Source organism: Flavobacterium sp. NLM (genome assembly GCF_002210235.1).
Lineage (GTDB): Bacteria > Bacteroidota > Bacteroidia > Flavobacteriales > Flavobacteriaceae > Flavobacterium > Flavobacterium panici.
The window spans coordinates 92,750-117,494 of record NZ_LIAC01000013.1 but is presented as its reverse complement, the minus strand read 5'-3'; the positions used below and the strand labels follow the sequence as shown (position 1 = coordinate 117,494).

Annotated in this window: 21 protein-coding genes and 1 tRNA gene; 17 read left to right on the top strand and 5 right to left on the bottom strand. The window is 31.4% G+C overall.

The annotated features are described in order from the left end of the window. Positions 1-81 precede the first annotated feature (81 nt). The 10 genes from APR43_RS16330 (at position 82) to APR43_RS16285 (ending at position 8,989) form a co-directional block, all read left to right on the top strand. Complete coding sequence (locus tag APR43_RS16330; protein WP_053473211.1) at positions 82-1,044, top strand: AraC family transcriptional regulator; 963 nt, start codon at positions 82-84, stop codon at positions 1,042-1,044. Between the two features lie 227 nt (positions 1,045-1,271). Beyond that, complete coding sequence (locus tag APR43_RS16325) at positions 1,272-2,459, top strand: hypothetical protein (RefSeq protein WP_123924605.1); 1,188 nt, start codon at positions 1,272-1,274, stop codon at positions 2,457-2,459. A gap of 38 nt (positions 2,460-2,497) precedes the next feature. Then, positions 2,498-3,262 carry a helix-turn-helix domain-containing protein gene (locus APR43_RS16320; RefSeq protein WP_053473213.1) on the top strand — a complete coding sequence of 255 codons (765 nt, stop codon included), beginning with the start codon at positions 2,498-2,500 and terminating at the stop codon, positions 3,260-3,262. 61 nt (positions 3,263-3,323) lie between these two features. Then, on the top strand, positions 3,324-4,442 hold the full coding sequence (locus APR43_RS16315) for an FAD-dependent oxidoreductase (protein ID WP_088636421.1): 1,119 nt from the start codon (positions 3,324-3,326) through the stop codon (positions 4,440-4,442). A 68-nt stretch (positions 4,443-4,510) separates the two neighbouring features. After that, entirely contained in the window at positions 4,511-4,924 is a 414-nt protein-coding gene (locus tag APR43_RS16310; RefSeq protein WP_053473215.1) for a VOC family protein, read from the top strand. 47 nt (positions 4,925-4,971) lie between these two features. Next, a complete protein-coding gene (locus tag APR43_RS16305; protein WP_053473216.1) occupies positions 4,972-6,201 on the top strand; it encodes a hypothetical protein in 1,230 nt (409 codons plus the stop codon). Between the two features lie 9 nt (positions 6,202-6,210). After that, positions 6,211-6,993: an alpha-ketoglutarate-dependent dioxygenase AlkB gene (locus APR43_RS16300; RefSeq protein ID WP_053473217.1), complete on the top strand. Its 783-nt coding sequence runs from the start codon at positions 6,211-6,213 to the stop codon at positions 6,991-6,993. A gap of 20 nt (positions 6,994-7,013) precedes the next feature. Beyond that, positions 7,014-7,556, top strand: coding sequence for a helix-turn-helix domain-containing protein (locus APR43_RS16295; RefSeq protein ID WP_053473218.1), 543 nt, complete (start codon positions 7,014-7,016; stop codon positions 7,554-7,556). Between the two features lie 87 nt (positions 7,557-7,643). Further along, positions 7,644-8,573 (top strand): hypothetical protein, encoded by a 930-nt coding sequence (locus APR43_RS16290; RefSeq protein ID WP_053473219.1) that lies wholly within the window; start codon positions 7,644-7,646, stop codon positions 8,571-8,573. Positions 8,574-8,629: 56 nt separating this feature from the next. Continuing rightward, positions 8,630-8,989, top strand: a complete 360-nt coding sequence (locus APR43_RS16285; protein ID WP_053473220.1) for a nuclear transport factor 2 family protein — start codon at positions 8,630-8,632, stop codon at positions 8,987-8,989. Between the two features lie 62 nt (positions 8,990-9,051). Here APR43_RS16285 and APR43_RS16280 read toward each other — a convergent pair whose 3' ends face one another. The 4 genes from APR43_RS16280 to APR43_RS16265 form a co-directional block, all read right to left on the bottom strand. Then, entirely contained in the window at positions 9,052-9,447 is a 396-nt protein-coding gene (locus APR43_RS16280) for a VOC family protein (protein ID WP_053473221.1), read from the bottom strand. Positions 9,448-9,679: 232 nt separating this feature from the next. Further along, positions 9,680-10,177 (bottom strand): DinB family protein, encoded by a 498-nt coding sequence (locus APR43_RS16275; RefSeq protein WP_053473222.1) that lies wholly within the window; start codon positions 10,175-10,177, stop codon positions 9,680-9,682. 58 nt (positions 10,178-10,235) lie between these two features. Further along, the gene (locus APR43_RS16270; RefSeq protein WP_053473223.1) at positions 10,236-11,078 is read right to left on the bottom strand and encodes a helix-turn-helix domain-containing protein; all 843 of its coding nucleotides are present in this window, start codon (positions 11,076-11,078) and stop codon (positions 10,236-10,238) included. Positions 11,079-11,318: 240 nt separating this feature from the next. Further along, positions 11,319-11,396: transfer RNA gene (locus APR43_RS16265), tRNA-Val, on the bottom strand. A 267-nt stretch (positions 11,397-11,663) separates the two neighbouring features. On the opposite strand from APR43_RS16265, the gene APR43_RS16260 reads away from it, so the two are divergent. Then, positions 11,664-13,448 (top strand): ABC transporter ATP-binding protein, encoded by a 1,785-nt coding sequence (locus APR43_RS16260; protein WP_053473224.1) that lies wholly within the window; start codon positions 11,664-11,666, stop codon positions 13,446-13,448. Between the two features lie 453 nt (positions 13,449-13,901). Here APR43_RS16260 and APR43_RS16255 read toward each other — a convergent pair whose 3' ends face one another. After that, on the bottom strand, positions 13,902-15,071 hold the full coding sequence (locus APR43_RS16255; RefSeq protein WP_053473225.1) for a proline dehydrogenase family protein: 1,170 nt from the start codon (positions 15,069-15,071) through the stop codon (positions 13,902-13,904). Positions 15,072-15,232: 161 nt separating this feature from the next. On the opposite strand from APR43_RS16255, the gene APR43_RS16250 reads away from it, so the two are divergent. The 6 genes from APR43_RS16250 (at position 15,233) to recQ (ending at position 24,584) form a co-directional block, all read left to right on the top strand. Next, positions 15,233-17,941 (top strand): O-antigen ligase family protein, encoded by a 2,709-nt coding sequence (locus APR43_RS16250; RefSeq protein ID WP_053473226.1) that lies wholly within the window; start codon positions 15,233-15,235, stop codon positions 17,939-17,941. A gap of 118 nt (positions 17,942-18,059) precedes the next feature. Then, complete coding sequence (gene aroB, locus APR43_RS16245) at positions 18,060-19,127, top strand: 3-dehydroquinate synthase (protein WP_053473262.1); 1,068 nt, start codon at positions 18,060-18,062, stop codon at positions 19,125-19,127. Between the two features lie 299 nt (positions 19,128-19,426). Further along, a complete protein-coding gene (locus tag APR43_RS16235) occupies positions 19,427-20,830 on the top strand; it encodes a decarboxylase (RefSeq protein ID WP_053473228.1) in 1,404 nt (467 codons plus the stop codon). A 109-nt stretch (positions 20,831-20,939) separates the two neighbouring features. Further along, positions 20,940-21,908, top strand: coding sequence for a deoxyhypusine synthase family protein (locus APR43_RS16230; RefSeq protein ID WP_053473229.1), 969 nt, complete (start codon positions 20,940-20,942; stop codon positions 21,906-21,908). A 9-nt stretch (positions 21,909-21,917) separates the two neighbouring features. Then, entirely contained in the window at positions 21,918-22,328 is a 411-nt protein-coding gene (locus tag APR43_RS24510) for a hypothetical protein (protein WP_053473230.1), read from the top strand. 135 nt (positions 22,329-22,463) lie between these two features. Then, positions 22,464-24,584 carry a DNA helicase RecQ gene (gene recQ, locus APR43_RS16220; RefSeq protein ID WP_053473231.1) on the top strand — a complete coding sequence of 707 codons (2,121 nt, stop codon included), beginning with the start codon at positions 22,464-22,466 and terminating at the stop codon, positions 24,582-24,584. Positions 24,585-24,745 lie beyond the last annotated feature (161 nt).

The following is a 24,745-nucleotide window of genomic DNA, read 5'->3' as shown; positions in this document are numbered from 1 at the left end:
TACTTTGTTTAAATTTTCATTACAAAATTATCTGTATCTTTATAGGTAAAATATCTTATTTTGATATTAAAATAGTCGTAAATGAAAATTGAAGTTGTAGATAAAAACGGTTCAGGAATCCTGCATAAGTTTGCTGATGCAATTGGAGCTCGTGTTCGCGGACGTTTTATTGATATTCCACAGCATTTTGGCGAAGGCTATATGACTGGTTTTACATGGGGAAAAGATTTGCGAATGATGATCAGGAATTATTATTTAAAAGAAGAAATTGTCCTTGATCGTAAAAATGAAATTCCTGAAGGACAAGAAAATGTGATTTTTTTTCTCAGCGGTATTTTTGATTCTTCTAACCAAAAACAAGGCACCATAATCGCAGAACAGCCCAATGTTTTCATCGCAATGCAATCTGTTTCATCTGTAATGGCGATGCCTCAAAATACGTTTTTTAGAAGTATAACTATTTCAGCATCAAGAGAATATTTGCAGGAACGATTTGGAGAATTAAAACATTCCATAGTTTCAAGTATACTTTCATCAAAAGATACTTTTGCTTATGAAATAGGAATTTCTTCCGCCATGATTACAACTGCGAGCGAAATGCTGCATCAATCCATTCCCGAAAGTTTAGAGAATCATTATAATAAGCTAAAATGCGAAGAACTGCTCTGTCATATTTTTGCTTTGTTATTGCAGCGTGAAGAAACACCGGCAAGCGGAATACATATAAAAGATATTAAAGCAATTTATGCCATAAAATACCATTTGCAATCTAATTTAGATAAAGCACCAGAGATTAATTCGCTTGCAAAAGAAGCCGGAATGAGCGAACCCAAACTTCGAAAATTGTTTAAACAGACTTTTGGTAAAGGCGTTTTTGAATATTATCAATATATGAGAATACAGGAAGCCGCAAGACTTTTAAAAGAAAAACATTTATCAGTTTCAGAAGTTGGTTATCAATTGGGTTTTACCAATCTCAGCCATTTTTCAAGGGTTTTTGAACAGCAAATTGGCTTGAAACCAAAGAAATATTCGCTAACATAATCAATACTTTATGTGTTAAAAATGATGTAAGGCATTTAGAAATAGTTTTATATTAGCAAAAAAGAAATCAGTAACCAAATCACGGTTTTAATAAAGATATTTGATTATAATCTCAAATGATAAACAGCACTTTCAACTTTGTCAAAATCTTTATTTATTTCTTGCTTTTTTTATTTTCAATTCAATTTTCTGCTCAGGAAATAAAACCTGTTTCCAATCAGTTTTTAATGAATATAGAACTAAGGCCAAGAGTTGAATATACTTCTAACTATTTTCTTCCGCCAAACGATTCTATAGATCCTTATTTTTATACAACACAAAGAAACCGAATATCGATGTCGTATACGGCAGAAAAATGGTTAATAAAGTCTGATATACAAGAAATTCATGTTTGGGAAGAACAAAATTTAAAATCAAAAATTGGAAGTATAAATCTCTATCAATTATATTTTGAAACTAAATTCAAATCATTCAATATTCGGCTCGGAAGACAAAGTATTTTATTAGACAACGGAAGGCTTTTTTCTGACGCACCCTGGGCACAGCAAGGCAGAGCGCATGAAGGAATACGATTGATGAAAACGGCAAAACATTTCTCTAATGATTTTTTCTTTTTGTTTACCCGAAAATACGGAAATGAATTTGACCCGGCCTACTCTCCCGTGGCTTCTAATAAATACAAATATTTAGCTGTCAATAATTTCAATTATAATTTTGACAATGGATTTTCTTTTAATTCATTGAATGTATTTGATTTATTTGAAAATCCTGCATCTGGAAATAGGTACGGGCGTGCCACATCTGGAGGAAGAATTGAATATAAAAGCAATAACTGGTATTATACATTAAATTCTTATTTGCAATTTGGACGAACATCTCAAGGCAAGAAATTGTTTGCCTATTATTTTCAGCCGGAAATTCGCTTTTCTTTCAATACAGCAATATTGCGTTTAGGTGCAGAAATAATCAGCGGAAACCGTTCACAATTACCTGCAGATGAATCTGAAAGTTTTGATGTGCTTTATGGCGTGACATGGAAATTTAACGGAAATATGAATGTATTTACCCGTTTTCCGGCAGATGTTGGTGGAAAAGGTTTAGTAAATCCGTATTTATTTGCTTCATTTCCTTTAACTGATAAACTTTCTGTTCGTTCTGATTTTCATCTGTTTTACAATCAATTTCCCTTAAAAAATGATGAAGGGCAAAATGTAAAAAAGTTCCTTGGATTTGAAAATGATCTTTCATTAAAATATACTCCAATAAAACAATTAGAAATTAATTATGCGTTTTCGTGGTACAGTTCAACAAATGCGATGCAGTATCTTCCTAAAATTCAGGATGAAAATAAACTCGCATTTTGGAGTTATTTAATGGTTTCCTATTCTTTTAATGCCGTAAATATGAAGCATTAAGAATAAATAGTACTTTTGAATTACTTATTAAAAGTAAAATGACTTTATTAATTCAATCAGCTTTACCAGATAATTCTATTTCGCATTTTGTTCACAGCTTTTGGATGTTTGAGAACAATACTGGGAAAGAAATTCCGTCAACTATTTTGCCCAACGCAATGGTTGATTTGGCGGTTATGAATTTAAATGCTGATAATTGGGAAAAAACGATTCGGGGTTTAGATACAATTCCGAGTCAGATTATAATTCCTATTGGAACAAAAATGTTTTCTATAGGCTTCAAATTATTGGCTGTAGAATATTTATTTGGAGATTCTATCAAAGATGTTTTAAATGATGATAAAATTATTTCAGACGAAATCTGGCAGTTTGAAGCTGAGGATTTAAAAACTCTTGAGAATTTTTGCAGTAAAGCAACCCAAATAATAAACAGCATTACAACATCAGATATTGATAACCGAAAAAGAAAATTATTTGAGTTTATTTATTCTTCAAAAGGATCAATAACGGTAAAGGAACTATCTGAAAACGTGTTTTGGAGCAGCCGCCAGATTAATCGTTACTTTAATCAGCAATTTGGGATTTCTTTAAAAGCTTACTGCAATATTCTGCGCTTTGGTTCTTCATTTAAACCTATCAGCGAAGGCATACTTTTTCCCGATCAAAACTTCACCGATCAAAATCATTTCATCAAAGAAATCAAGAAATACTCTGGCGTTACGCCAAAAGAATTGAGTAAAAACAAAGACAATCGTTTTATGGATATTGTGGCAATTAAAAAAATGAATACCAAAAACGACTGATTTTTACTATTTCATCTCCTGTAGTCTTCTCAATTTTGTAACCTAATTAAACAATAAAATTATGTTACTCACAAATAAAAAAATAGCCATTATTGGCGCAGGCCCGGTTGGTTTAACAATGGCTAGATTACTTCAACAAAACGGAATTAATGTTACAGTTTACGAAAGAGATAAAGATCCAAAAGCAAGAATTTGGGGCGGAACGCTCGATTTACATAAAGGTTCTGGTCAAGATGCGATGCAGAAGGCGGGATTGCTTGAAACGTATTATAAAATGGCAATTCCGATGGGAAGAATTATGACTGATTATAAAGGAAATATATTATTTAGTAAAGAAACTAATGTAGAAGAACAATACGACGCTCCTGAAATAAACCGCAATGATTTAAGAACGTTATTAATCGACAGTTTAAAAGAAAATACAGTTGTTTGGGATAGTAAACTGAATGAAATTGAGGAACAAAACGGAAAATGGCTTTTACATTTTGAAAACGGAAAAACGGCAGCAGCTGATTTTGTTATTGGTGCAAATGGCGGAATGACTTCTATTAGAAAATATATCACAGATGCCGAAGTTGAACTTACGGGAACGTATATGATTCAAGGGGAAGTTTCTGCATCAGAAGCAAAATCTTTAGGGTTTTATGAGTTGTGCGGTGATAAAATTTTGATGACTTCTAACAATGGTAATTTATTGGTTGCCAATCCTAAAAATAATAATGCTTTAAGTTACAATGTTATTTTTAAGATGCCTGAAACATTAGAAATTGATTTTCATAATATAGAAAATGTCAAAACATTTCTTTTAAATAAGCTTTCTGATTGGGGAGAATCCTATAAAGAATTATTTCGTGCCACTTCTTTCTTTACCGGATTACCAACTAAAAAGATTTCTGTAGAAAAAGTATGGAAAAATAACCGCCCCTTGCCTATTACACTTATTGGCGATGCAGCGCATTTAATGCCTCCTTTTGCCGGACAAGGTGCTAATATTGGACTTCTGGATGCGTTGATTTTATCTGAAAATCTATTAAACGGAGAATTTCAAACTATTGAAAGTGCTATAAATGATTATGAAGAAAGAATGTTTGTTTATGCCAAAGAAGCGCAGCAACAAACCAGAGAAAATGAAATAGAAATGCTTAAAACGGATTTTACTTTTCTAAAATTTGTTGATTGAAAATTTACCTTTTGTGATGAAAATAATTTTATCTTAGTCAAAGAAAACTAACCTTTAAAACGAAGAATATGTCAGACTCACAAAATCAACCAGACGATACAACTCCAAAAGTTACTGGAATTGGCGGTATTTTCTTTTTTCTTGAAAATCCGAAGGAAACTAAAGATTGGTATGCTAAAAATTTAGGTTTAGAAATCAACGATTGGGGTTCGGCAAGTTTTGAATCCAGAAATCTTGATAAACCAGAGCAAATAGAATCAACACAATGGTGCCCTTTTAAGAAAGGTGATGAATATTTTTCTCCATCAAAAAAAGATTTCATGGTGAATTACCGTGTTCAAAATATCGAAGGTCTTGTAGAAAAACTTAAAGCAAACGGCGTAACGGTTCTTGATGAAATTGAAAGCTATGATTATGGCAAATTTGTACACATAATGGATACAGAAGGCAATAAAATTGAACTTTGGGAACCTGTTTATTAATATTTCACAAATAAATTCTTTAAGCCTAATCCATATTTAAATAAAAAATGACCAAACCGCATACCGAAAACAGCATTTCAAAAGATAAAAATATACTTCTTGTTTTACAAGATTCAATCGACACTTCATCAGAACTTGGATATTTAGTTTCTAATTTCTGCGGAAAAGTTATTAAGCACTTTTCGGAGATTAATACTTCTATAAACAATAAAACAATTTATGCCTTTGGTGATATCAGCCAGCTTAAAAATGCTAGCGGTACTTACTTTGTTATTAAAGAGTTTTCTGTTAATTATGAAGGCTTTGCAAGTTCAAATATCAAATTTGTAGAACTTGGACAAGTTCCTATTTTGGTGAGCAATGCCGGGGTTTATTTTAGAGAAATGTTCATTGGGAATGGTTATTTCGATAAAATCAAATCGGAGCATTTATTTCAAAATTTAACGGAGTCCAACAAAGGGTCTAAAGCTTTGAGAACCGGGATTTATTTAAGTGAGATTTTAAAAGAAGAAACTGCGGATAAAGAAATACTGCATTTTAATCTTTTAAGATGCTCGAGCAATTTTACAGGTCCAACAGATAATTTTCGTGAAACAGATCATTCTGTAATGAAAGCTTTGAACGAAGCTGTTAAACAGACTTTTGAAGAAGAAACAAAGGTTAATCATGTCTTGGTTCAGATTTATGAAAATAAAGTAAAATCAGATGAAAATTCTAAGGAAGTAAAATCGAAAATAAAGGCGCATTCTGATAAAACCAAGGATATGCCAAAAGAAGGAATTATTGCTTTTTGTACTTTCTATGATAATTCCAATTTTGACAAACTTAAACCTTCTAAAAAAGACAGATACGATTGGTGTTACAAAGAGACAAGCGGATTGACGAGGCTTAATTTTAAGTTAAAAAATACAGTTACTGATGCTTCTTTTGAAAAAGAATTCAGCGTTACTTTATATCCAAATTCAGCTTTTATAATCCCACTTTCAACAAATAGATTATATACGCATGAAATTAGGCCTTCGTCGTTAAACGTTGACCAAATCCCAATTAGAATGGGATATGTTGCCCGATGCTCGAATCTGGAAGCAGTTTACACGGAAAATCAAACTTATATAAAAGAAAATGGAGGGTTAATCAAACTGGAAGAAATGACAGAAGAAACAATGATCACTTTGCGAGATTCTTATTATGAAGAAAATATGACCGTAAAGAACATTGAATACGGAAAAGTTCATTTTAGTATGAATGCTGGTGATTATGAAAAGCCAATATATTAATTTCCTAAAATGAAAGACTTTCAAAAGATTATCCTTCCAATCGAAAATAATTTATTTAATGAATTGCTGCATTCTGCTGATTTTGAAATCACAGGAAAAGGCAGACTCGGAAATCATTTAGTTGATGTTAAAGATAATGGTGTGCCAATAGTAAGAACAACTACGATTTATAATATTCCGGCTAACCAATTTTCTGCATTACATCAATCCATAATAGCTAGTTTAAATGCTGAAATTGAAAAGAATAACATAGATAATTTACCCAAAGTTGATTTTAATAATGCATTAATTGAAGTTTACGATTCAAGTTATGCTACGATGAAATATCATTCAGATCAGGCTTTAGATCTGGAAGAAGGCTCTTATATTGGGCTTTTCAGCTGTTATGAAAATCCGGAAGAACTATCTGAAAAAAACTTAAGAAAGCTTAAAGTAAAAGATAAAGCGACAGATGAAGAATTTGATATTGTTTTAAATCATAATTCTGTTGTTTTATTTCCGTTGTCGGCAAACACGGCATTTCTTCATAAAATTATATTAGAAGCTGTGCCAAAACAAAAAACATCCGAAGCAAATAAATGGCTAGGAATTACTTTTAGAAAATCCAAAACCTTTATTCAGTTTGATGATAATAAACCTAGATTTTCTAACGGAGAATTATTAGAATTGGCAAATGAAGATCAAAAATCAGAATTTTATAAATTGAGAGGACAGGAAAATTTTACTATGGATTTTACTTATCCAAAATTATCGTATACGCTGAGTATTAGTGATACTATGCCTCCGAAATAATAGTTTAAACAATTAATTAAATGAAAGCAAAAGTTCAAATATTGAGAGAAGAAAAATATCTGACTCAGACTGAGCTTGCTGAAAAATCAGGGCTCTCATTGCGAACAATACAAAGAATTGAAGCGGGAAATATTCCAAAAGGTTTTACGCTCAAAGCTTTGGCCAAATCATTTGAAGTTCAACCCGAAGATTTAATTTCAGATTTACAAGATACTCCAGAAATTAAACGGGCTAAACTCATTAATTTTTCTGCTTTGTCTTCTCTGGTTATTCCATTTGGAAATATTATTTTTCCATCTATTTTGACGTATAAATCGAAAGAACCAAAAGCAAAAGAATTAGGAAAAAGTATTTTGACAGTGCAGATTATTTACACTTTTGTTCTAGGAACTTTGATGCTTATAAGTCCGTTTATTCAGAAAGCATTTTCACTGAATTTTCCACTGTTTATTGTCTTCTTAGTGTTGTTAAAAGTTATAAATATTTATATAATTTTTAAAAATGGGATGAGTTTAACTCAAAAATCAGATTTATATATAAAACTGAAATACAGTATCTTATAATCAATGTCGTTAAATTGACGTAAAAAAGTCATATCCGTTTTTTGATTTAATCACATTACAATTCTCAATATTGCAGAAAAAATTGTAATGAAAATAATTAAAAAAATCGTGCTGGCTTTCGTAGCTCTTATTGTCCTTTCACTAATTGGCGGCTATTTTTATTTTGACAGAAAATTTAGTCCACCGGAAAACTATCTTAAGGTTTCGGGAAATGCAGAAAACGCTTCTGTAAAATGGGTTTCAGATGAAGGAAATCCGTATGCCGCTCTTCTTTTGCCTGTTGAATTAAAAGGCATAAAAAAAACATTTTATATGCAGCTGGATTTTGGTTCGCCAATAACTGTTTTCTACAAAAAATCACTACAATCTGTTCAGGAAAAATTTCCTTCACAAATTGATTTTAAAGAAGATGTTTCATTAAACTTCAAAGTAAAGAATCTAAGTATTTCTTCTAAAAAATTTCAATTGTTAGATTATGGTAAAAAAGCTGATTTAGACAATCCAAATTCTGTCAATATTATAGGGACAATTGGAACCGATTTATTAGAAAAAAGAATAGTTTCATTGAATTTCATAAATAACACATGCTCATTTACAGAAAATGAAATTGAAAACGGATTTACAAAATTTGAATTTAAGAAACGTAAACTTCTTTTTCCTGCAAAAATTGAAAACCAAGATTTAAAATTGCTCTATGATTCTGGTACAAGCGGCTATGAATTGATTATAAATAAAGAAGAATGGCAAAAATACAAACTCAAAAACAGTAAATTAAAAGTAGAAAAAGGAAATTCCTGGGGAAATGTATTGACTGTGATTTCTGCTTCTGCAAATAAAAAAATGCAGTTTGGAGACACACAATTAAAAATTTCAGAAGTAACATATATTGAAGGGGTTTCAAAAATGCAGACTTTTTTAATGAAACGCTCCGGAATGCAGGGAATGATTGGAAATAAAATCTTTTTAAATCATAAATTGATTATTGACTGTAAAAATGAAAGGTTTAAGGTTGAGTGAGCTCCTTGTCTAAAGAATGTTTATATTAGCATAGAAATCAATCAAAAATCAATATAATGGCAAATCAACTAGAAGAAGTTATTGAAAAAGCATATTCTGCATTTAACGAAAGAAATATTGACAACGCATTATCGACAATGCAGAAAGATGTAAAGTGGTCAAAAGCCTGGGAAGGCGGTTACATAAGCGGACACGATGAAATCAAGCAATATTGGACAAGACAATGGACAGAAATAAACCCAAAAGTTAATCCAGTTGGTTTTACCGAAAGAGAAAACGGAAGTCTGGAAGTCAAAGTGCACCAAAATGTAAAAGATTTACAAGGCAATTTAATGTTCGACGGATTGGTAAAACATGTTTATACTTTCCAGAACGGACTTATAAAGACTATGGATATTGAATTGGTTGAGAATTAATCCAGTAAATAATTTAAAAAGCTCCATTATTTTTTAATGGAGCTTTTTCATTTCTGTTATAATTACATTCCCGGCCAATATAAAAAATTGAATTTATGACCATCAGGGTCGGCAAAACCAAAGGTATAGCCTACTTCAAAATCTTCAGGTTCGGAGAAAATTGTGCCACCAGCTTTTTTAACTTTATCAAGCCAAAGATCTACTTCTTCTCTACTGTCTGCAGATAATGAAAAGATAATTTCATTTTCAGCATTTGTATTAGTCAATTTACCCTTTAAAGCCCACTCAAATCTTTTTGGAGTAAAAAAGTTTATTATAAAATGGTTTTCTGCAATAATAAAACTTACCAGTTCATTTGTTTCTTTCCCGTTTTGCTTGAAACCTAATGCTGTATAAAATTGAATTGTTTTTTGTAAATCGTGAGTAACCAAGTTTCCCCAAATCATTCTAGTTTTCATAACTTCAGTTTTTTATAAATGTTTAATATAAAATAAAGTTAGGGAATTAAAATCAGCATTTGTAAAGCTTTTTATAAATAAACTCCAAAATCAAATGACTTTGGAGTTTTAAAATTCTGTGAAGTGTCTGAGACAGTAATCGAACACTTAATTCCAATCTTGACATTTTTTGATGATTAAAAACTTAAAAGTATTAGTTTTCAAGTCTGTTTAGTATCATCATTATAATCTACTATATCTTTTTTTTGATAAAATAAGTTGCCAAATCAGTGTTAGAAAAATTAGTAAAGCCTATTTGTCGCAACATTGTTATTAATTGTCCTCGATGATAGGTGGCATGATTATTTTGATGTAGTACAGTTTGAGCAAATTCCATGCTCCATTCTTCGTCTCTTACGCTGAAAGAAATTATTTGTGTGTAATTTTCTTCTGGATAACCCTCAATAAAATTATCATAATCATCCATTGTTTTTTTCCAAATTTCAATCAATTCTTTTTTTGTCCCGGTGAAATTAGCTGAAAGAAAAACAGGATTAGGTGTGTTTTTCCAAAAATCGATCCAAACTTTTTTAGCACTAACAATGTGTGTTACTGTTTTTGCAACAGAATTAAAACTGCTTGTAATTTCTTTATCCCATTGTTCATCATTAATTTGTTCGAGCCATTTAATTATGCTGTTATCAACCCAATTACTATAGTTAGCAATTTCCATAAGATACCTTTTATTCATTTCTTTTGAGTTTAAATTTACTGCAAAAATAGAAGGCGTTTATGTTGTAGAGTTATCGCTAATCATTCAAAAGCTGTTGAGTAACATTCAGATTTCTTTGCTGAAATTGTTTAGGACTAATGCCTTGAACTCGTTTAAAAGATTGTGAAAAACTTGAATGATTTTCATAGCCAACTTTGTAAAACACTTCGCTTGGATTTTCGTTTTGCAACAATAACAATTTTGCCATTTCTATTTTTTGTTGCAGAAAGTATTGGCTTGGTACAAGATTGTAGATTTTTACAAATTTCCGCTTAAAAGTAGAAACGCTTGTATGGCACAAGAAAGCCAATTCTTCTATTGTAAGATTGTTTGTTATATTTAGTTCAACGGCTCTTCGTATTTCAAAATTAGAATATTCTTCCAGATTTTTTGTGTGGAATGAAAGAATTTCATTCGGATATATTTCAAGAAGATAAAGCATTAGTTCTTCAAATTTCAATTCAAGCATTTTATTAGAAAATATTGCAGGTTTGGATTGGATAAGTTTAAGTGAAGTGATAAAATTTCTAATAAACTGGTCTTTTTCGAATATTGCAAATGGCTTAATTATTTTGTTGGGATTAGGTGAAATTTGGTTAATAATAGAAGCATATTTTACAAAAAAATTCTTTAAGGCTGTATTGCTAAAAAACAACATAGTGCTTCGATAATTATTGTTCACCGGAAGTTTTTCGGTCATTAAGCAATTTCCCGAAGAAAGTATCACAAATTGGTTGTTCGTAATAGATATTTTATTATCAGAATAATATACAACTTTCTCGCCTTGTTCTAAAAATGAAACAAGGTTTTGTGGAAGAAAGATTTTATTTCTGGGTGTTTTTTGATATGAAATATAGTCGAATGTGCTAAATGTGTCCATTTTAGATTTTCATGTCTGTTTGTGAATTTATCATACTGTTGACTAACGTATTTCGACTTTGTATTCTGTCGCAATTTGAAGGTGAAACGTTTAGCTAATATACAAATTTCAACCGTAGAAAATATTTTTGAATTTTGAACTTCAACGCGCCTGATATTAAATATGAGGTTAGTACTATAGAGGAAACATAAATTAAAAATATAGACATAAAAAAACTCCTTAATTTCTTAAGGAGTTTCTTGGTGGGCGATGAGGGGTTCGAACCCCCGACCCCCTCGGTGTAAACGAGGTGCTCTGAACCAGCTGAGCTAATCGCCCTATTTTACTAGGCTGCTATCATTTTGTGATTGCGAGTGCAAATATACAGCTAGAATTTGTATTTGCAAGTATATTTCAAAAAAAATCTAATATTTTTTTCATGCGTTTATTTAGAAACCTATTTTTCAGCTTCTTAAAAAAGAAATAAAATTCCAGGTTTTCTTATAATTTCGTTAAAAAACGAAATCTGGGTTTCTAATTCTTAATAATGCTTTGTAATCTTTTGCTATAGTCATACATTTGCATACCTAAAAACAGTATATTCTAATGGCTAGATATAAAGAAAACGATTTACCTAAATCAAAAATTACAGCTACTTCTCTTAACAAAGCAAAAACAATATTTACATACGCAGGAAACCACAAATGGAAATTTTTCATCGGATTAATTTTTCTGCTTTTAACTGGCGCTACTGCCCTTGCCTTTCCTAAATTAATGGGAATGCTTGTAGATTGTGTAAAAAACAAAAACAATGACGAAGCTAATAAAATAGCTTTTGGATTAATTTTAATTCTGTTTCTGCAGTCATTTTTTTCTTTCTTCAGATTATCATTGTTCGTAAATTTTACCGAAAATACGCTGGCAAATCTGCGTTTGGCTTTGTATACCAATTTGGTAAAACTGCCAATGACGTTTTTCTCCCAAAAAAGAGTTGGAGAATTAAACAGCCGAATCAGCGCCGATATCACACAAATTCAGGATACATTAACTACAACAATTGCTGAGTTTTTACGTCAGTTTATCTTAATTATTGGTGGTGTAATTTTATTAGCTACAGAAAGTTTAAAATTGACTTTATTAATGCTTTCAGTTGTGCCTTTAGTTGCTATTGCTGCAGTAGTTTTTGGAAGATTTATTAGAAAATATTCTAAAAAAGTACAAGATCAGGTTGCAGAAAGCCAGGTTATTGTTGAAGAAACGATGCAGGGAATCAGCATTGTAAAAGCTTTTGCTAACGAATGGTACGAAATTGCACGTTATAAAGGTAAAATTAGCGATGTTGTAAAACTGGCTATAAAAGGCGGTAAATACCGTGGTTATTTTGCCTCATTTATTATTTTCTGTTTATTTGGCGCAATTGTAGCCGTAGTTTGGTTTGGTGTTCGATTAAGTATTGCCGGCGAAATGAGCGTTGGACAATTAATTTCATTCGTCTTGTATTCAACTTTTGTTGGTGCTTCTTTTGGTGGAATTGCCGAGTTATATGCCCAAATCCAGAAAGCAATTGGAGCTACAGAACGTGTTTTTGAATTATTAGATGAAAGTCCGGAGAAAATAAATTCAGATTCAAATACAACGCAGGAAAAAATAAAAGGAAACGTAACCTTTAATAATGTTGCTTTCAGTTACCCAACACGTCAGGAAATTCAGGTATTGAAAAATGTAAATTTCTCTGCAGAATTTGGACAAAAAATAGCAATCGTAGGCCCAAGTGGCGCCGGAAAATCTACTATTTCTTCTCTCCTATTGCGTTTTTACGATATAACTTCGGGAGAAATTACTGTTGACGGAAAAAATATTTATGATTATGATTTAGAAGCACTTCGCGGAAATATGAGTATTGTTCCGCAGGATGTTATTCTTTTTGGCGGAACTATCAGAGAAAATATCGCTTACGGAAAACCAGATGCATCTGATGAAGAAATAATATTGGCAGCAAAACAAGCAAATGCATTCAACTTTGTAGACGGTTTTCCAGAGAAATTTGAAACATTAGTTGGAGAACGCGGCGTTAAATTATCTGGCGGACAACGTCAGCGTATTGCAATTGCAAGAGCTTTACTTAAAAACCCAAGTATATTAATATTAGACGAAGCAACTTCATCTTTAGACAGCGAAAGCGAAAAATTAGTTCAGGAAGCTTTAGAAGTATTAATGGAAGGAAGAACAAGTATTATCATTGCTCATCGCCTTTCGACGATCAGAAATGCAGACAAAATTTTAGTTCTGGACAACGGAGAAATCTCAGAAGAAGGAACGCATCAGGAATTAATAAATCTGGAAAATGGAATTTATAAAAACTTAAGCAATCTACAGTTTAGTAATTCTTAAATAAATTTCAATTTAAAAATTCCAAATTTCAATTATAATGCAAACCCGACAGATTTTTAAACCTGTCGGGTTTGCATTTTTTGGATATGAACACGTTAAACCGGACTGAAGTCCAGCTCTACAATATAATTTGTTCCTTCGGAACTACCTAAGAGCCTTTGAATCGATCCATATTGTAGTTAAACTGGATTAAAGTCCAGCTCTACAATATAATTTGTTCCTTCGGAACTATCTAAGGGTCTTTGGATCGATCCATATTGTATTTAAACTGGACTAAAATCCAGCTCTACAACATAATTTGTTCCTTCGGAACTATAAAAAGAGCCTCTGGCTCGATCCATATTGTAGGGCTGGACTTTAGTCCAGTTTACATAAAGAATTAAGGTAATAAAAAAGCTCCAATTTTAATTGGAGCTTTTTTTATGTGTAACTGTAAACTGAGACTGAAAACTATTATTTCCCTTTTCTACGTTTACGTTCAGCTTTAATCATAGATAATTCGCGGCTTGTTTGTCCTGCTACAGAAGTATTTTCTTCGGCACGGCGAATCAAGTACGGCATAACATCTTTTACAGGCCCAAACGGAAGATATTTTGCTACATTATAACCGTTTTCAGCTAAGTTGTAGCTAATATTATCGCTCATACCATATAATTGCCCAAACCAAATTCTTTTATCGTTTTTGGCAATTCCTTTTTCAGCCATCATTTCCATTAGTTTATAAGAGCTCAATTCGTTATGAGTTCCAGCAAAAATGGACATTGTTTCTAAATGCTCTAACATATAGTGAACAGCAGCATCATAATTAATATCTGTTGCCTCTTTAGAAACGCAAATTGGCGAAACATATCCTTTTTCTTCAGCTCGTTTGTTTTCTTTTTCCATGTAAGCGCCACGAACCAATTTCATTCCAATAAAGAAACCTTCGGCCTTAGCCACTTCATGCAATTTTTTCAAGTAATCCAAACGATCCCAACGGTACATTTGTAAAGTGTTGAATACAATAGCTTTTTCTTTATTGTATTTACGCATCATATCCGTAACTAATTCATCAGCGGCATCCTGCATCCAGCTTTCTTCACCATCAATCAATAAGGCAACATCTTTTTTATGAGCCTCACTGCAAACCTGATCAAAACGATTTACAACTCTATTCCATTCTTCTTGTTCTGCTGGACTTAAAGTTTGTTTTTCTCCTAATTTCTCATACAATTCAAAACGCCCTAAACCTGTTGGTTTAAATACTGCAAACGGGATCGCTAAACGTTCTTTTGCAAATTCAATAGTTTTTAAGGTCATTTCTAAAGCCGCATCAAACTGTGCTTCTTCTTCTTTTCCTTCTACTGAATAATCTAATACAGATGAAACGCCTTTGGTAAACATTTTATCTACTACGGTTAAACAGTCATCTTCATTTACTCCGCCGCAAAAATGATCAAAAACCGTTGCACGAATCAATCCTTCAACCGGAAGATGTGCTTTGATTGCAAAATTTGTAACAGCAGTTCCAATACGTACTAAAGGCTCACTATCAATCATTTTAAAAAGAAAATAAGCCCTGTCAAGTTCTGTATCACTTTTAAGTGAAAAAGCAACCTGAGTGTTATCGAATATTTTTTCCATTAAGTTTAGTTTTTGTGCAAAGATAATTACTGTTTTCAATATTTCGCATTAAATGCGATCGTTTTTTTAAAATATGACAATCTTAAAAAGACTTTTTTTGATATAAAAAAGTCGTATTGTATACACCCTTAGGGCGTAATTTTGCAAAAAATTAGAACAAAATGGAAAACAACAATACCAACAGCATATTGAATGAACTAAAAGGAAGACACTCAATTCCTAATTTTATAGTTCTCCTTTTTATATCTTCTTTGTTAATAATCGATTTTATACCTTATTTTAAGGCTGCAGAAATTATTCATCCACAGTTTTTATACCTCTCAGTATTAAATATAATTATTAGTGTTTATTTTTATTGCAATTCGCAATTACTTTTTCCTGATATTTTTTCTTCTTTAAAAAAGAGCATTATTTTTAAATTATATGCCGCATTTCTATTCTTTTGTGCTATATCTTATTTTGTTGCAAAGAACACATCATTAGTATTTACAAAATTTACAGAAATAGTAATTATATTTTGTTTATTTATAAATATCTCTATCCTTTTAAAAAACAAACTAGATCTCATATATAAAATTGTATTTATAATAAGTATAAGTGCATTAATTCAATCATGGCAGCAGCTTTGTCATTTTGTAATTATTCCTCGTAATGCTTCAATTATGGCTTTGTTAAACACAATGAAAGGAAATACAGGAAATATAAATATTCTTGCAGCCAGTTTAACTATAAAAGTCCCTTTTTTACTTCTTGGAATAACATACTTTAAAACATATAAAAAATGGTTTTCAGTTTTTATTTTATTTTCAGTTACTGCTGTTATTTTTTTAACAGGAGCCAGAACACCTCTGATTAATTTGTTTTTGATTTATTCAATTTATATATTTTATCTCTTAAAAGAATATTCATTTAAAAAAGAAACATTTTCTAAGGTTTTGCTTTTAATAATTCCGCTATTGACTGCCATATTATTTGCCAATTCAATTTTTGAAAAGTCAAAAGACAAAGGAAGATATACCTCTTTAGAAAAAAAGATAACACAGATAAATGCTGACGATACGTCTTCGCAGCTAAGGCTGGCTTTTTGGAATAACGCATTAAAAATAACTAAAAGCGCACCTTTTACTGGAATTGGATTGGGAAATTATCAGGTAGAATCAATTTCTTATGAAAAAACTATTGCTAATGATTCTTTAGCTTCTTTACATACGCATAATGATTTTCTTGAAATTTTAGCAGAAACCGGAATAATAAATGGATTAATTTTTATTTCAATTTTTATTTCTGTATTTTTTATAAATCTGAAAAGAATACTAAAATCGCAAAAAAAAGAAACAAAAATAATAGCCTTATTAACACTTTTACTTTTAATTGTTTATGGAATAGATTCAGTATTCAATTTTCCTATGTACAGGCCAACGATGTCAATATTTTTTAGTTTAATAATTGCTTTGACGTTGAGTAATAATTTAAAATCAGATCGTGGCATAAAAAATAATACTAATTCATTAAAAGTTATAATAGTTATTTTAATAGGTATAACAACAATACTTAGTTATTCTGCTTTTAGAATCTATAGAGTATCGAATCTGCAGTATTTAATTGTAATGGATGAACTTTATACTGACGATAAAAAAGTTCTAACTGGAGATGAAATTGTAAAAAAAATGCCTTTATATCCAAATGTTACAAGTTCTTCAGAGTCATATTGTCAATATGCAGCAATTTATTATATACGTGAAAAAAAATATGATAAAGCTCAAAAGTACCTTTCAAAAGCCAATAAAATAAATAATTATGACGGAAGTATTGATTATTATAAACATCTTATAGCTAAAAAAAGAGGAAATTTAGATAGTGCTTATATATATATAAAAAGAGCTTTCAATACTCGTCCTAGAAATTATCAGATTTTTACGAACTCAATTCTAATGGCGATAACAAGAAAAGATACATTAGAAATATTAAAACAAAACAAACTATTTACACAATACAGACCAATGCCTAAAGTCTCGGAAATTACATTGAAAGGGCTTAGATTTTCAGGTTATAATTATAAAAATTTGCTTAAGTTTATTGATGAAGGATTGAAAAAGAATCCTCAGGATAGTGTATTGCTGGCACAAAAAAATGAACTTTTAATTACCAGTTATTTAGTCGGAGGTCAAAATTTTGAAAATAAATCTGATTTAAACAATGCTTTACAATCGTATGAAAAAGCATTAAAAATTGATCCTAAAAATGTTTATATATCACAAAATATAGGATTCAATTATTTAAAGCAAGGCCAAAACAAAAAAGCAATAAATGCTTTACTTGAAGCATTAAAATACCCTGGTTTAAATGGTGGAAAGACAGAGTTTTTCTTAGGTATTGCTTATTTAAAAGAAAATGATAAAACGAATGCTCTTAAATATTTTAATTTATCAAAAGACAAAAATTATCCTGCAGCCAAACAGTTAATAGCTACGAGTCAAAATAATAATTTTGCAGATGAAGCAGCATTAAAAAAACGCAAAAATGATCTTTTGATTGCCGATTTAATTACGGAAGGACAAAATTTTGAAGAACAGAAAAAAATGGATGAAGCTTTGGAGTCTTACCAAAAAGCTTTAAAAATCGATCCAAAAAGTATTTACGCTGCACAAAATATTGGATTCTATTATTTAAAAGTTGGCCAGTCAAAAAAAGCGATCAATTACTTACTGAATGCCTTAAAATATCCCGGCTTAAATGGCGGGAAAACAGAATATTTCCTTGCAATTTGTTATTTAAAAGAAAATGACAAAACTAATGCGTGCAAATATTTAAATATATCAAAAAGCAAAAACTATTCTGATGCACAACAATTACTTAAGATGTGTGAATAGTTTCTGTTCTGTTAAAAATTAATTTAGAATGATTCGTTTTTAAACAAATTAGGGTCAAAATTTGAATATATTTTAGTTAAAAATGCCTTATTTTGCGGTTTCAATTAACCGAAGAATTATGCAATCTATTCAAGCGAACAATTATCTCGTGCATTTTAACCAATATGCATACGAAGCTTTAAATAAACATTTAAAAGAAAATAAATACTCAAATATTTTTATTATTGTTGATACTGAGACAAATGAGTATTGCCTGCCAAAACTTTTACCTGTAATTGAAACAGATTTAAATATTGAAATTATAGAGTTTGAAGCAGGAGAAGCCAATAAAAATATAGAAACCTGTATTGAAATCTGGCATGTTTTAACAGAACTTGGGGCAGATAGAAAATCACTTATAATTAATCTTGGAGGCGGTGTTGTAACAGATTTAGGTGGTTTTGTAGCTTCAACTTTTAAAAGAGGTGTTGATTTTATAAATATCCCTACTACTCTGTTATCTATGGTTGATGCTTCTGTGGGAGGAAAAACCGGAGTTGACTTAGGAAATCTTAAAAACCAGATTGGAGTTATAAATGTTCCGCAAATGGTTTTAATCGATACCGAATATCTTGAAACTTTACCACAAAGCGAGATGCGTTCCGGACTTGCAGAAATGCTGAAACACGGTTTAATTTATGATGCAGCTTACTGGAAAGAATTTCTTGATCTTGGTGCTATTGATTATAATGCATTAGATCAATTGATTTACCGTTCGGTTGAAATTAAGAACGAAATCGTAATTCAGGACCCAACAGAAAAAAATATCCGTAAAGCACTTAATTTCGGACATACTCTTGGTCATGCCATCGAAAGCTACTTTTTAGAGAGTGAATCTAAAACAACTTTATTACACGGTGAAGCAATTGCTGTGGGAATGATCTTAGAAAGTTATATTTCCCTTCATAAAGATTTAATTACTTCCGAAGAATATTCTGAAATAAAAACGGCTATAAAAGCAATTTATGACGATGTAAAATTTGAAGAAAATGACATCGATCCTATCCTGGAATTGCTTATTCATGACAAAAAAAATGAATACGGATTGATTCAATTTGCCTTAATTGAAGGAATCGGAAAGATAAAAATTAACCAATCCGTTGAAAATAAATTAATTCTAGCTGCGTTTCAGGATTATAAATCTTAAACTTTTTTTAATTAAAAGCATTGCTTTTGGTATATATTATTTTTTACATTTGCCACAATGAAAACAAACAATAAACAAAGACAATTCAGCTCTTACAGAAACCGCCTCAACAGTTCTTTACTTAGAATGTTGAATCGTTTTTATAATAGTAAAAGCCCGTTTTGTTTTGATGTTTTCCAATGTTCGAAAGCAGAACACGAAAAACTGCAAATTATATTTGCTAATATTAGAGTTTGAATTTTAAATTTAGAAGAAAATCACTAAATTTAATAATTACTACTTAAAATATTGAAATATAAATGAATACAAAATATTCGGACCTAATAAATCAAACCTATTACTTCCCTCAAGAGGAATTTAAACTAAGCAAAGACAACCTTCAGTTTCATAACATCGATTTGATGAAATTGGTTGAACAATATGGTACTCCATTAAAGTTTACTTATTTACCTCAAATTTCTGAAAACATCAATAAGGCAAAAGCCTGGTTCAGAAACGCAATGGAAAAGAATAAATACGAAGCAAAATATTACTATTGTTATTGTACAAAAAGCTCTCATTTTGAATACATTATGAATGAAGCTTTCAAGAATAACATTCACATTGAAACATCATCTGCTTTTGATGTTAATATTGTCGAGAATTTATTAGAAAATGGTAAAATCAACAAAAGTACTTATGTAATTTGTAATGGTTTTAAAAGAGACGAATACATTAATAATATTGCGAGATTAATTAATAACGGGCATAAAAACACTATTCCGATTATTGACAATTACGAAGAACTTGATTTACTTCAGGGAGAAATCAAAGGAAAATTCAAAATTGGAATCCGTATTGCTGCCGAAGAAGAGCCTAAATTTGAGTTTTATACTTCAAGATTAGGAATTGGTTATAAAAACATCGTATCGTTTTACAAAAAACAAATTCAGGAAAATGATAAATTAGAGCTTAAAATGCTTCACTTTTTCATTAATACCGGAATAAACGATACTTCATATTACTGGAACGAGCTTGTAAAATGTATTAAAGTATACATTGCACTTAAAAAGGAATGCCCTACTCTTGATGGTTTGAACATTGGAGGCGGTTTCCCAATTAAAAACTCGCTGGCATTTGAATATGATTATCAATATATGATTGATGAAATTATCAATCAAATTAAAATAGCTTGTGATGAAGCCGAAGTTGATGTTCCAAACATATTTACTGAATTTGGATCGTTTACTGTAGGTGAAAGCGGTGGAGCTATCTATCAGATTTTGTATCAAAAACAACAAAATGATAGAGAAAAATGGAATATGATCGATTCGTCTTTCATTACTACCCTTCCGGATACCTGGGCTATCAATAAACGTTTTATTATGCTGGCGATTAATCGCTGGAATGATACTTACGAGCGGGTTCTGTTAGGTGGATTGACTTGTGATAGTGATGATTATTACAATTCAGAACAAAATATGAACGCCATTTATCTCCCTAAATACAACAAAGAAAAGCCATTGTATATTGGTTTCTTTAATACTGGAGCCTATCAGGAAACAATTGGAGGTTACGGAGGTTTGCACCACTGTTTGATTCCGCAGCCTAAACATATTTTGATAGATCGCGATGAAAATGGAATTCTGGCAACAGAAGTTTTCTCTGAACAACAGACTTCAGACGACGTATTAAAAATATTAGGTTACAAGAAAAAATTGTAAAAAAAAACTGTAAATTAATTAAGGTTAATAATTAGAAAATTATTAATTTGCATATATCCAAAAGGTTAAAAACTTTTAATTCAAAAAAAACAAAAAAACAAAAAACAAAATGAAAGGACCAATCAGTCAGTTTATTGAAAAACATTATTTACACTTTAATTCTGCTTCACTGGTAGATGCAGCCAAAGAATACGAACAACAATTAGCAAATGGATCTAAAATGTTGGTGAGTATGGCTGGTGCAATGAGTACAGCAGAAATTGGTAAAATTTTTGCGGAAATAATTAGACAAGATAAAGTACAAATTATTTCATGTACTGGAGCCAATCTAGAAGAAGATATCATGAATTTAGTAGCTCACTCTCACTACGAAAGAGTTCCTAATTACCGTGATTTGACACCAGAAGACGAATGGGCTTTACTGGAAAGAGGATTAAACCGTGTTACAGATACTTGTATTCCTGAGCATGAGGCTTTTAGACGTTTGCAAAAACACATCTATAAAATTTGGAAAGATGCTGATGATAAAGGAGAACGTTATTTTCCACATGAATTCATGTACAAAATGTTATTATCAGGCGTTTTAGAAGAATATTATGAAATTGACTTAAAAGACAGCTGGATGTATGCTGCTGCTGAGAAAAATTTACCTATTATTGTTCCGGGATGGGAAGATAGTACAATGGGTAATATTTTTGCATCATATGTAATAAAAGGTGACTTGAAAGCATCTACAATGAAATCTGGTATCGAATACATGACTTTCCTTGCTGACTGGTATTCAAAAAACAGCCAAAATGGTATTGGATTCTTCCAAATTGGTGGTGGTATCGCTGGAGATTTCCCTATTTGCGTTGTGCCAATGTTATACCAGGATATGGAAATGCATGATGTTCCTTTCTGGAGCTATTTCTGCCAAATCTCTGATTCAACAACAAGTTACGGTTCTTATTCAGGGGCAGTTCCAAATGAAAAAATCACATGGGGTAAATTAGATATCAAAACCCCTAAATTTATTATAGAGTCGGATGCTACAATTGTTGCACCATTAATTTTTGCATATTTATTAGATTTATAGGATATTTTTATGAAAAGAGTTATAGTAGACTACGCCAAACTGACAAACGAAATTTTAAACCTTTTGGTTGAAAAATTTCCTGATGGTTATGATGATTCGGATGTTATCCGTTTTAGAAACGCTAAAAACGAATTAGTAGAAGCTGTTGAAGTTCGTACTGAAGACACTATTTATTTAGTAAAAATCAGTACTAAACTTGCTGACAGAATCGAAAATTATGATGAAGATGACGATATCGATCTTGATGTTGATACAATCGAGCCAGTTAAAGGTATTGATCTTGATGATGATGCTGCAGACGATGATGACGATGATGACAATCTTGATAAACCAGACGTTGACGGTGGAGATGATGACGATGATGACAGAGATCCAGACGATATTGCTGATGATGACGAAGATGAGGACGACGAAGATTAATCATTTACTTTTAAAATAAAGACAAAGGAACTCTATTTTGAGTTCCTTTTTTATTTATCCATACAAACAAATTATAAGAAAATTACTATATTTATATTTTAAGAAATATATTTAAAATATAAATTATTCGCCAATATGAAATCAGAATTACTACACGCCAAACTGAAAGAAAATTTCGGATTTGAAAAATTCAGGCCAAATCAGGAAACGATAATAAAAACTATTTTATCCGGACAGGATACATTAGCTATTATGCCTACCGGTGGTGGAAAATCAATCTGTTTTCAGCTGCCAGCACTTATATTACCCGGAATAACTATTGTTATTTCGCCTTTAATTGCCTTGATGAAAGATCAGGTTGATAGTTTAAAAACAAACGGAATTGCCGCATGTTACATCAACAGCAGTCAATCATCTGAAGAACAGCAGTTTTATATTGATAATTTAAAATCGAATAATTTTAAACTCGTTTATATTGCTCCCGAAAGTTTATCGTATTTAGATAATGTTTTTAACGAATTAACAATCAGTTTAATTGCAATTGACGAAGCCCATTGTATTTCCTCTTGGGGGCATGATTTTAGGCCGGCATATACCAATTTAGGATATTTAAAAAACCGCTTCCCTTCTACTCCTGTTTTAGCTTTGACTGCAACAGCTGATAAAGCAACACGTGCAGATATAACCAAACAGCTAAATTTAAAAAGTCCAAAAACTTTTGTGGCCTCTTTCGATCGCGCAAATTTAAGTCTTGAAGTGCGACCAGCTTTAGATCGTGTAAAACAAATTATTGATTTTGTCGAGAATAAGCCTAACGAATCTGGGATTATTTATTGTTTAAGCAGAAAAACGACCGAAGAACTTGCGGAGAAATTATCAAAAAATGGAATTGCTGCAAAAGCTTATCACGCCGGTTTAGACAACACAACACGAGCAAAAACTCAGGATCAGTTTATAAATGATGATTGTCAGGTTGTATGTGCTACAATTGCATTTGGAATGGGAATCGACAAATCAAATGTTCGCTGGGTAATTCATTATAATTTGCCTAAAAATATTGAAGGCTATTATCAGGAAATTGGGCGTGCAGGCCGCGATGGATTACCAGCTGAAACAGTTTTATTTGAAAGTTATGCAGATGTGATTCAGCTTCAAAAATTTGCTTCTGAAGGATTAAATTCTGATGTTCAGCTTGCCAAATTAGAACGAATGAAGCAATATGCAGACGCAGTAAGCTGCAGGCGAAAAATTCTTCTTTCTTATTTTGGAGAACTCGTTACAGAAAATTGCGGTAATTGCGATATTTGCAAAAATCCGCCAACATTTTTTGATGGAACGATTCTCGCGCAAAAAGCACTTTCGGCTATTACCAGATTACAGGAATCTGAACCTTTAGCTGTGATTGTTGATTTTTTAAGAGGCTCAAAAAACGCATATATCTACGAAAAAAATTATCAAACGCTAAAAACGTACGGAATTGGAGCCGATATTTCCTGGTACGATTGGAATCAATATTTAATTCAGCTGATTAATCTAGGATATTGTGAAATTGCTTTTCATCAGCATAATAAAATTTTATTAACCCCTTTTGCAAAAAAAGTTTTGTTTGAGGGTGAAAAAGTAAAACTGACAACGGTTGTTAAGAAAGTAATTGATAAAAATGAAGTAAAACAAGAGAAAGCAAAAACTGCTGCTAAAAATTCTCTTTTTGAAACACTTCGAAAATTACGTTACGAAATTGCTCAGGAAGAAGAAGTTCCGGCCTATGTTATTTTCAGCGATGCTTCGCTAAGACACATGGAAATTTTAAGACCAATGAGCGATGAGGATTTCCTTGCTGTAGAAGGTGTTGGAAAAGCAAAACTTGAAAAATACGGGGCAGAATTCATTAAGGCGATTATTGAGTTTCAAAGAAATAAATCTGTCGTTAAGAAAGACAAAAAGGAAAGCACGTATGCTAAAACTTTAGAGTTGTTTCTAAATGGACTTTCTATTGAAGAAATCGCCGGACAAAGAAATCTGGGAGAAACCACAATTGTTTCTCATTTAGCTAAATTATATGTTGACGGAAACGATTTTGATTTAAGTCAGTTTGTTTCTGATAAAGAAATCATTGAAATTAAAAAAGCTCAATTAGAATTAGAAAATCCTAGCGCTTTACGACCTTACTACGAATACTTTGAAGAGAAAATGTCTTATGATAAAATTCGATTTGGATTGGCGTTTTTAGAGAGAAAGCATTTAATTGGTAAATAATATTCGCGTAGATGGCACGCGGATTTTACGGATTCGCTATCGCGAAGGCGTGGATTAATGCGATTTTTTTGTCATTTCGACGAAAGGAGAAATCGCACAAGTATTTCCTTATGGTGAATCGTAATCTTTGTCGAGTTTCTAGTGCGATTTCTCGTTTCTCG

What these genes read in the sequence shown, in the direction of transcription:
- APR43_RS16330 (WP_053473211.1), top strand. Translation starts at nt 82, where the DNA reads ATGAAAATTGAAGTTGTAGATAAAAACGGTTCAGGAATCCTGCATAAG.
- aroB (WP_053473262.1), top strand. Translation starts at nt 18,060, where the DNA reads ATGCAATCTATTCAAGCGAACAATTATCTCGTGCATTTTAACCAATAT.
- recQ (WP_053473231.1), top strand. Translation starts at nt 22,464, where the DNA reads ATGAAATCAGAATTACTACACGCCAAACTGAAAGAAAATTTCGGATTT.
- APR43_RS16300 (WP_053473217.1), top strand. Translation starts at nt 6,211, where the DNA reads ATGAAAGACTTTCAAAAGATTATCCTTCCAATCGAAAATAATTTATTT.
- APR43_RS16285 (WP_053473220.1), top strand. Translation starts at nt 8,630, where the DNA reads ATGGCAAATCAACTAGAAGAAGTTATTGAAAAAGCATATTCTGCATTT.
- APR43_RS16310 (WP_053473215.1), top strand. Translation starts at nt 4,511, where the DNA reads ATGTCAGACTCACAAAATCAACCAGACGATACAACTCCAAAAGTTACT.
- APR43_RS16320 (WP_053473213.1), top strand. Translation starts at nt 2,498, where the DNA reads ATGACTTTATTAATTCAATCAGCTTTACCAGATAATTCTATTTCGCAT.
- APR43_RS16270 (WP_053473223.1), bottom strand. Translation starts at nt 11,078, where the DNA reads ATGGACACATTTAGCACATTCGACTATATTTCATATCAAAAAACACCC.
- APR43_RS16275 (WP_053473222.1), bottom strand. Translation starts at nt 10,177, where the DNA reads ATGAATAAAAGGTATCTTATGGAAATTGCTAACTATAGTAATTGGGTT.
- APR43_RS24510 (WP_053473230.1), top strand. Translation starts at nt 21,918, where the DNA reads ATGAAAAGAGTTATAGTAGACTACGCCAAACTGACAAACGAAATTTTA.
- APR43_RS16230 (WP_053473229.1), top strand. Translation starts at nt 20,940, where the DNA reads ATGAAAGGACCAATCAGTCAGTTTATTGAAAAACATTATTTACACTTT.
- APR43_RS16325 (WP_123924605.1), top strand. Translation starts at nt 1,272, where the DNA reads ATGAATATAGAACTAAGGCCAAGAGTTGAATATACTTCTAACTATTTT.
- APR43_RS16260 (WP_053473224.1), top strand. Translation starts at nt 11,664, where the DNA reads ATGGCTAGATATAAAGAAAACGATTTACCTAAATCAAAAATTACAGCT.
- APR43_RS16250 (WP_053473226.1), top strand. Translation starts at nt 15,233, where the DNA reads ATGGAAAACAACAATACCAACAGCATATTGAATGAACTAAAAGGAAGA.
- APR43_RS16295 (WP_053473218.1), top strand. Translation starts at nt 7,014, where the DNA reads ATGAAAGCAAAAGTTCAAATATTGAGAGAAGAAAAATATCTGACTCAG.
- APR43_RS16280 (WP_053473221.1), bottom strand. Translation starts at nt 9,447, where the DNA reads ATGAAAACTAGAATGATTTGGGGAAACTTGGTTACTCACGATTTACAA.
- APR43_RS16235 (WP_053473228.1), top strand. Translation starts at nt 19,427, where the DNA reads ATGAATACAAAATATTCGGACCTAATAAATCAAACCTATTACTTCCCT.
- APR43_RS16315 (WP_088636421.1), top strand. Translation starts at nt 3,324, where the DNA reads ATGTTACTCACAAATAAAAAAATAGCCATTATTGGCGCAGGCCCGGTT.
- APR43_RS16255 (WP_053473225.1), bottom strand. Translation starts at nt 15,071, where the DNA reads ATGGAAAAAATATTCGATAACACTCAGGTTGCTTTTTCACTTAAAAGT.
- APR43_RS16290 (WP_053473219.1), top strand. Translation starts at nt 7,644, where the DNA reads ATGAAAATAATTAAAAAAATCGTGCTGGCTTTCGTAGCTCTTATTGTC.
- APR43_RS16305 (WP_053473216.1), top strand. Translation starts at nt 4,972, where the DNA reads ATGACCAAACCGCATACCGAAAACAGCATTTCAAAAGATAAAAATATA.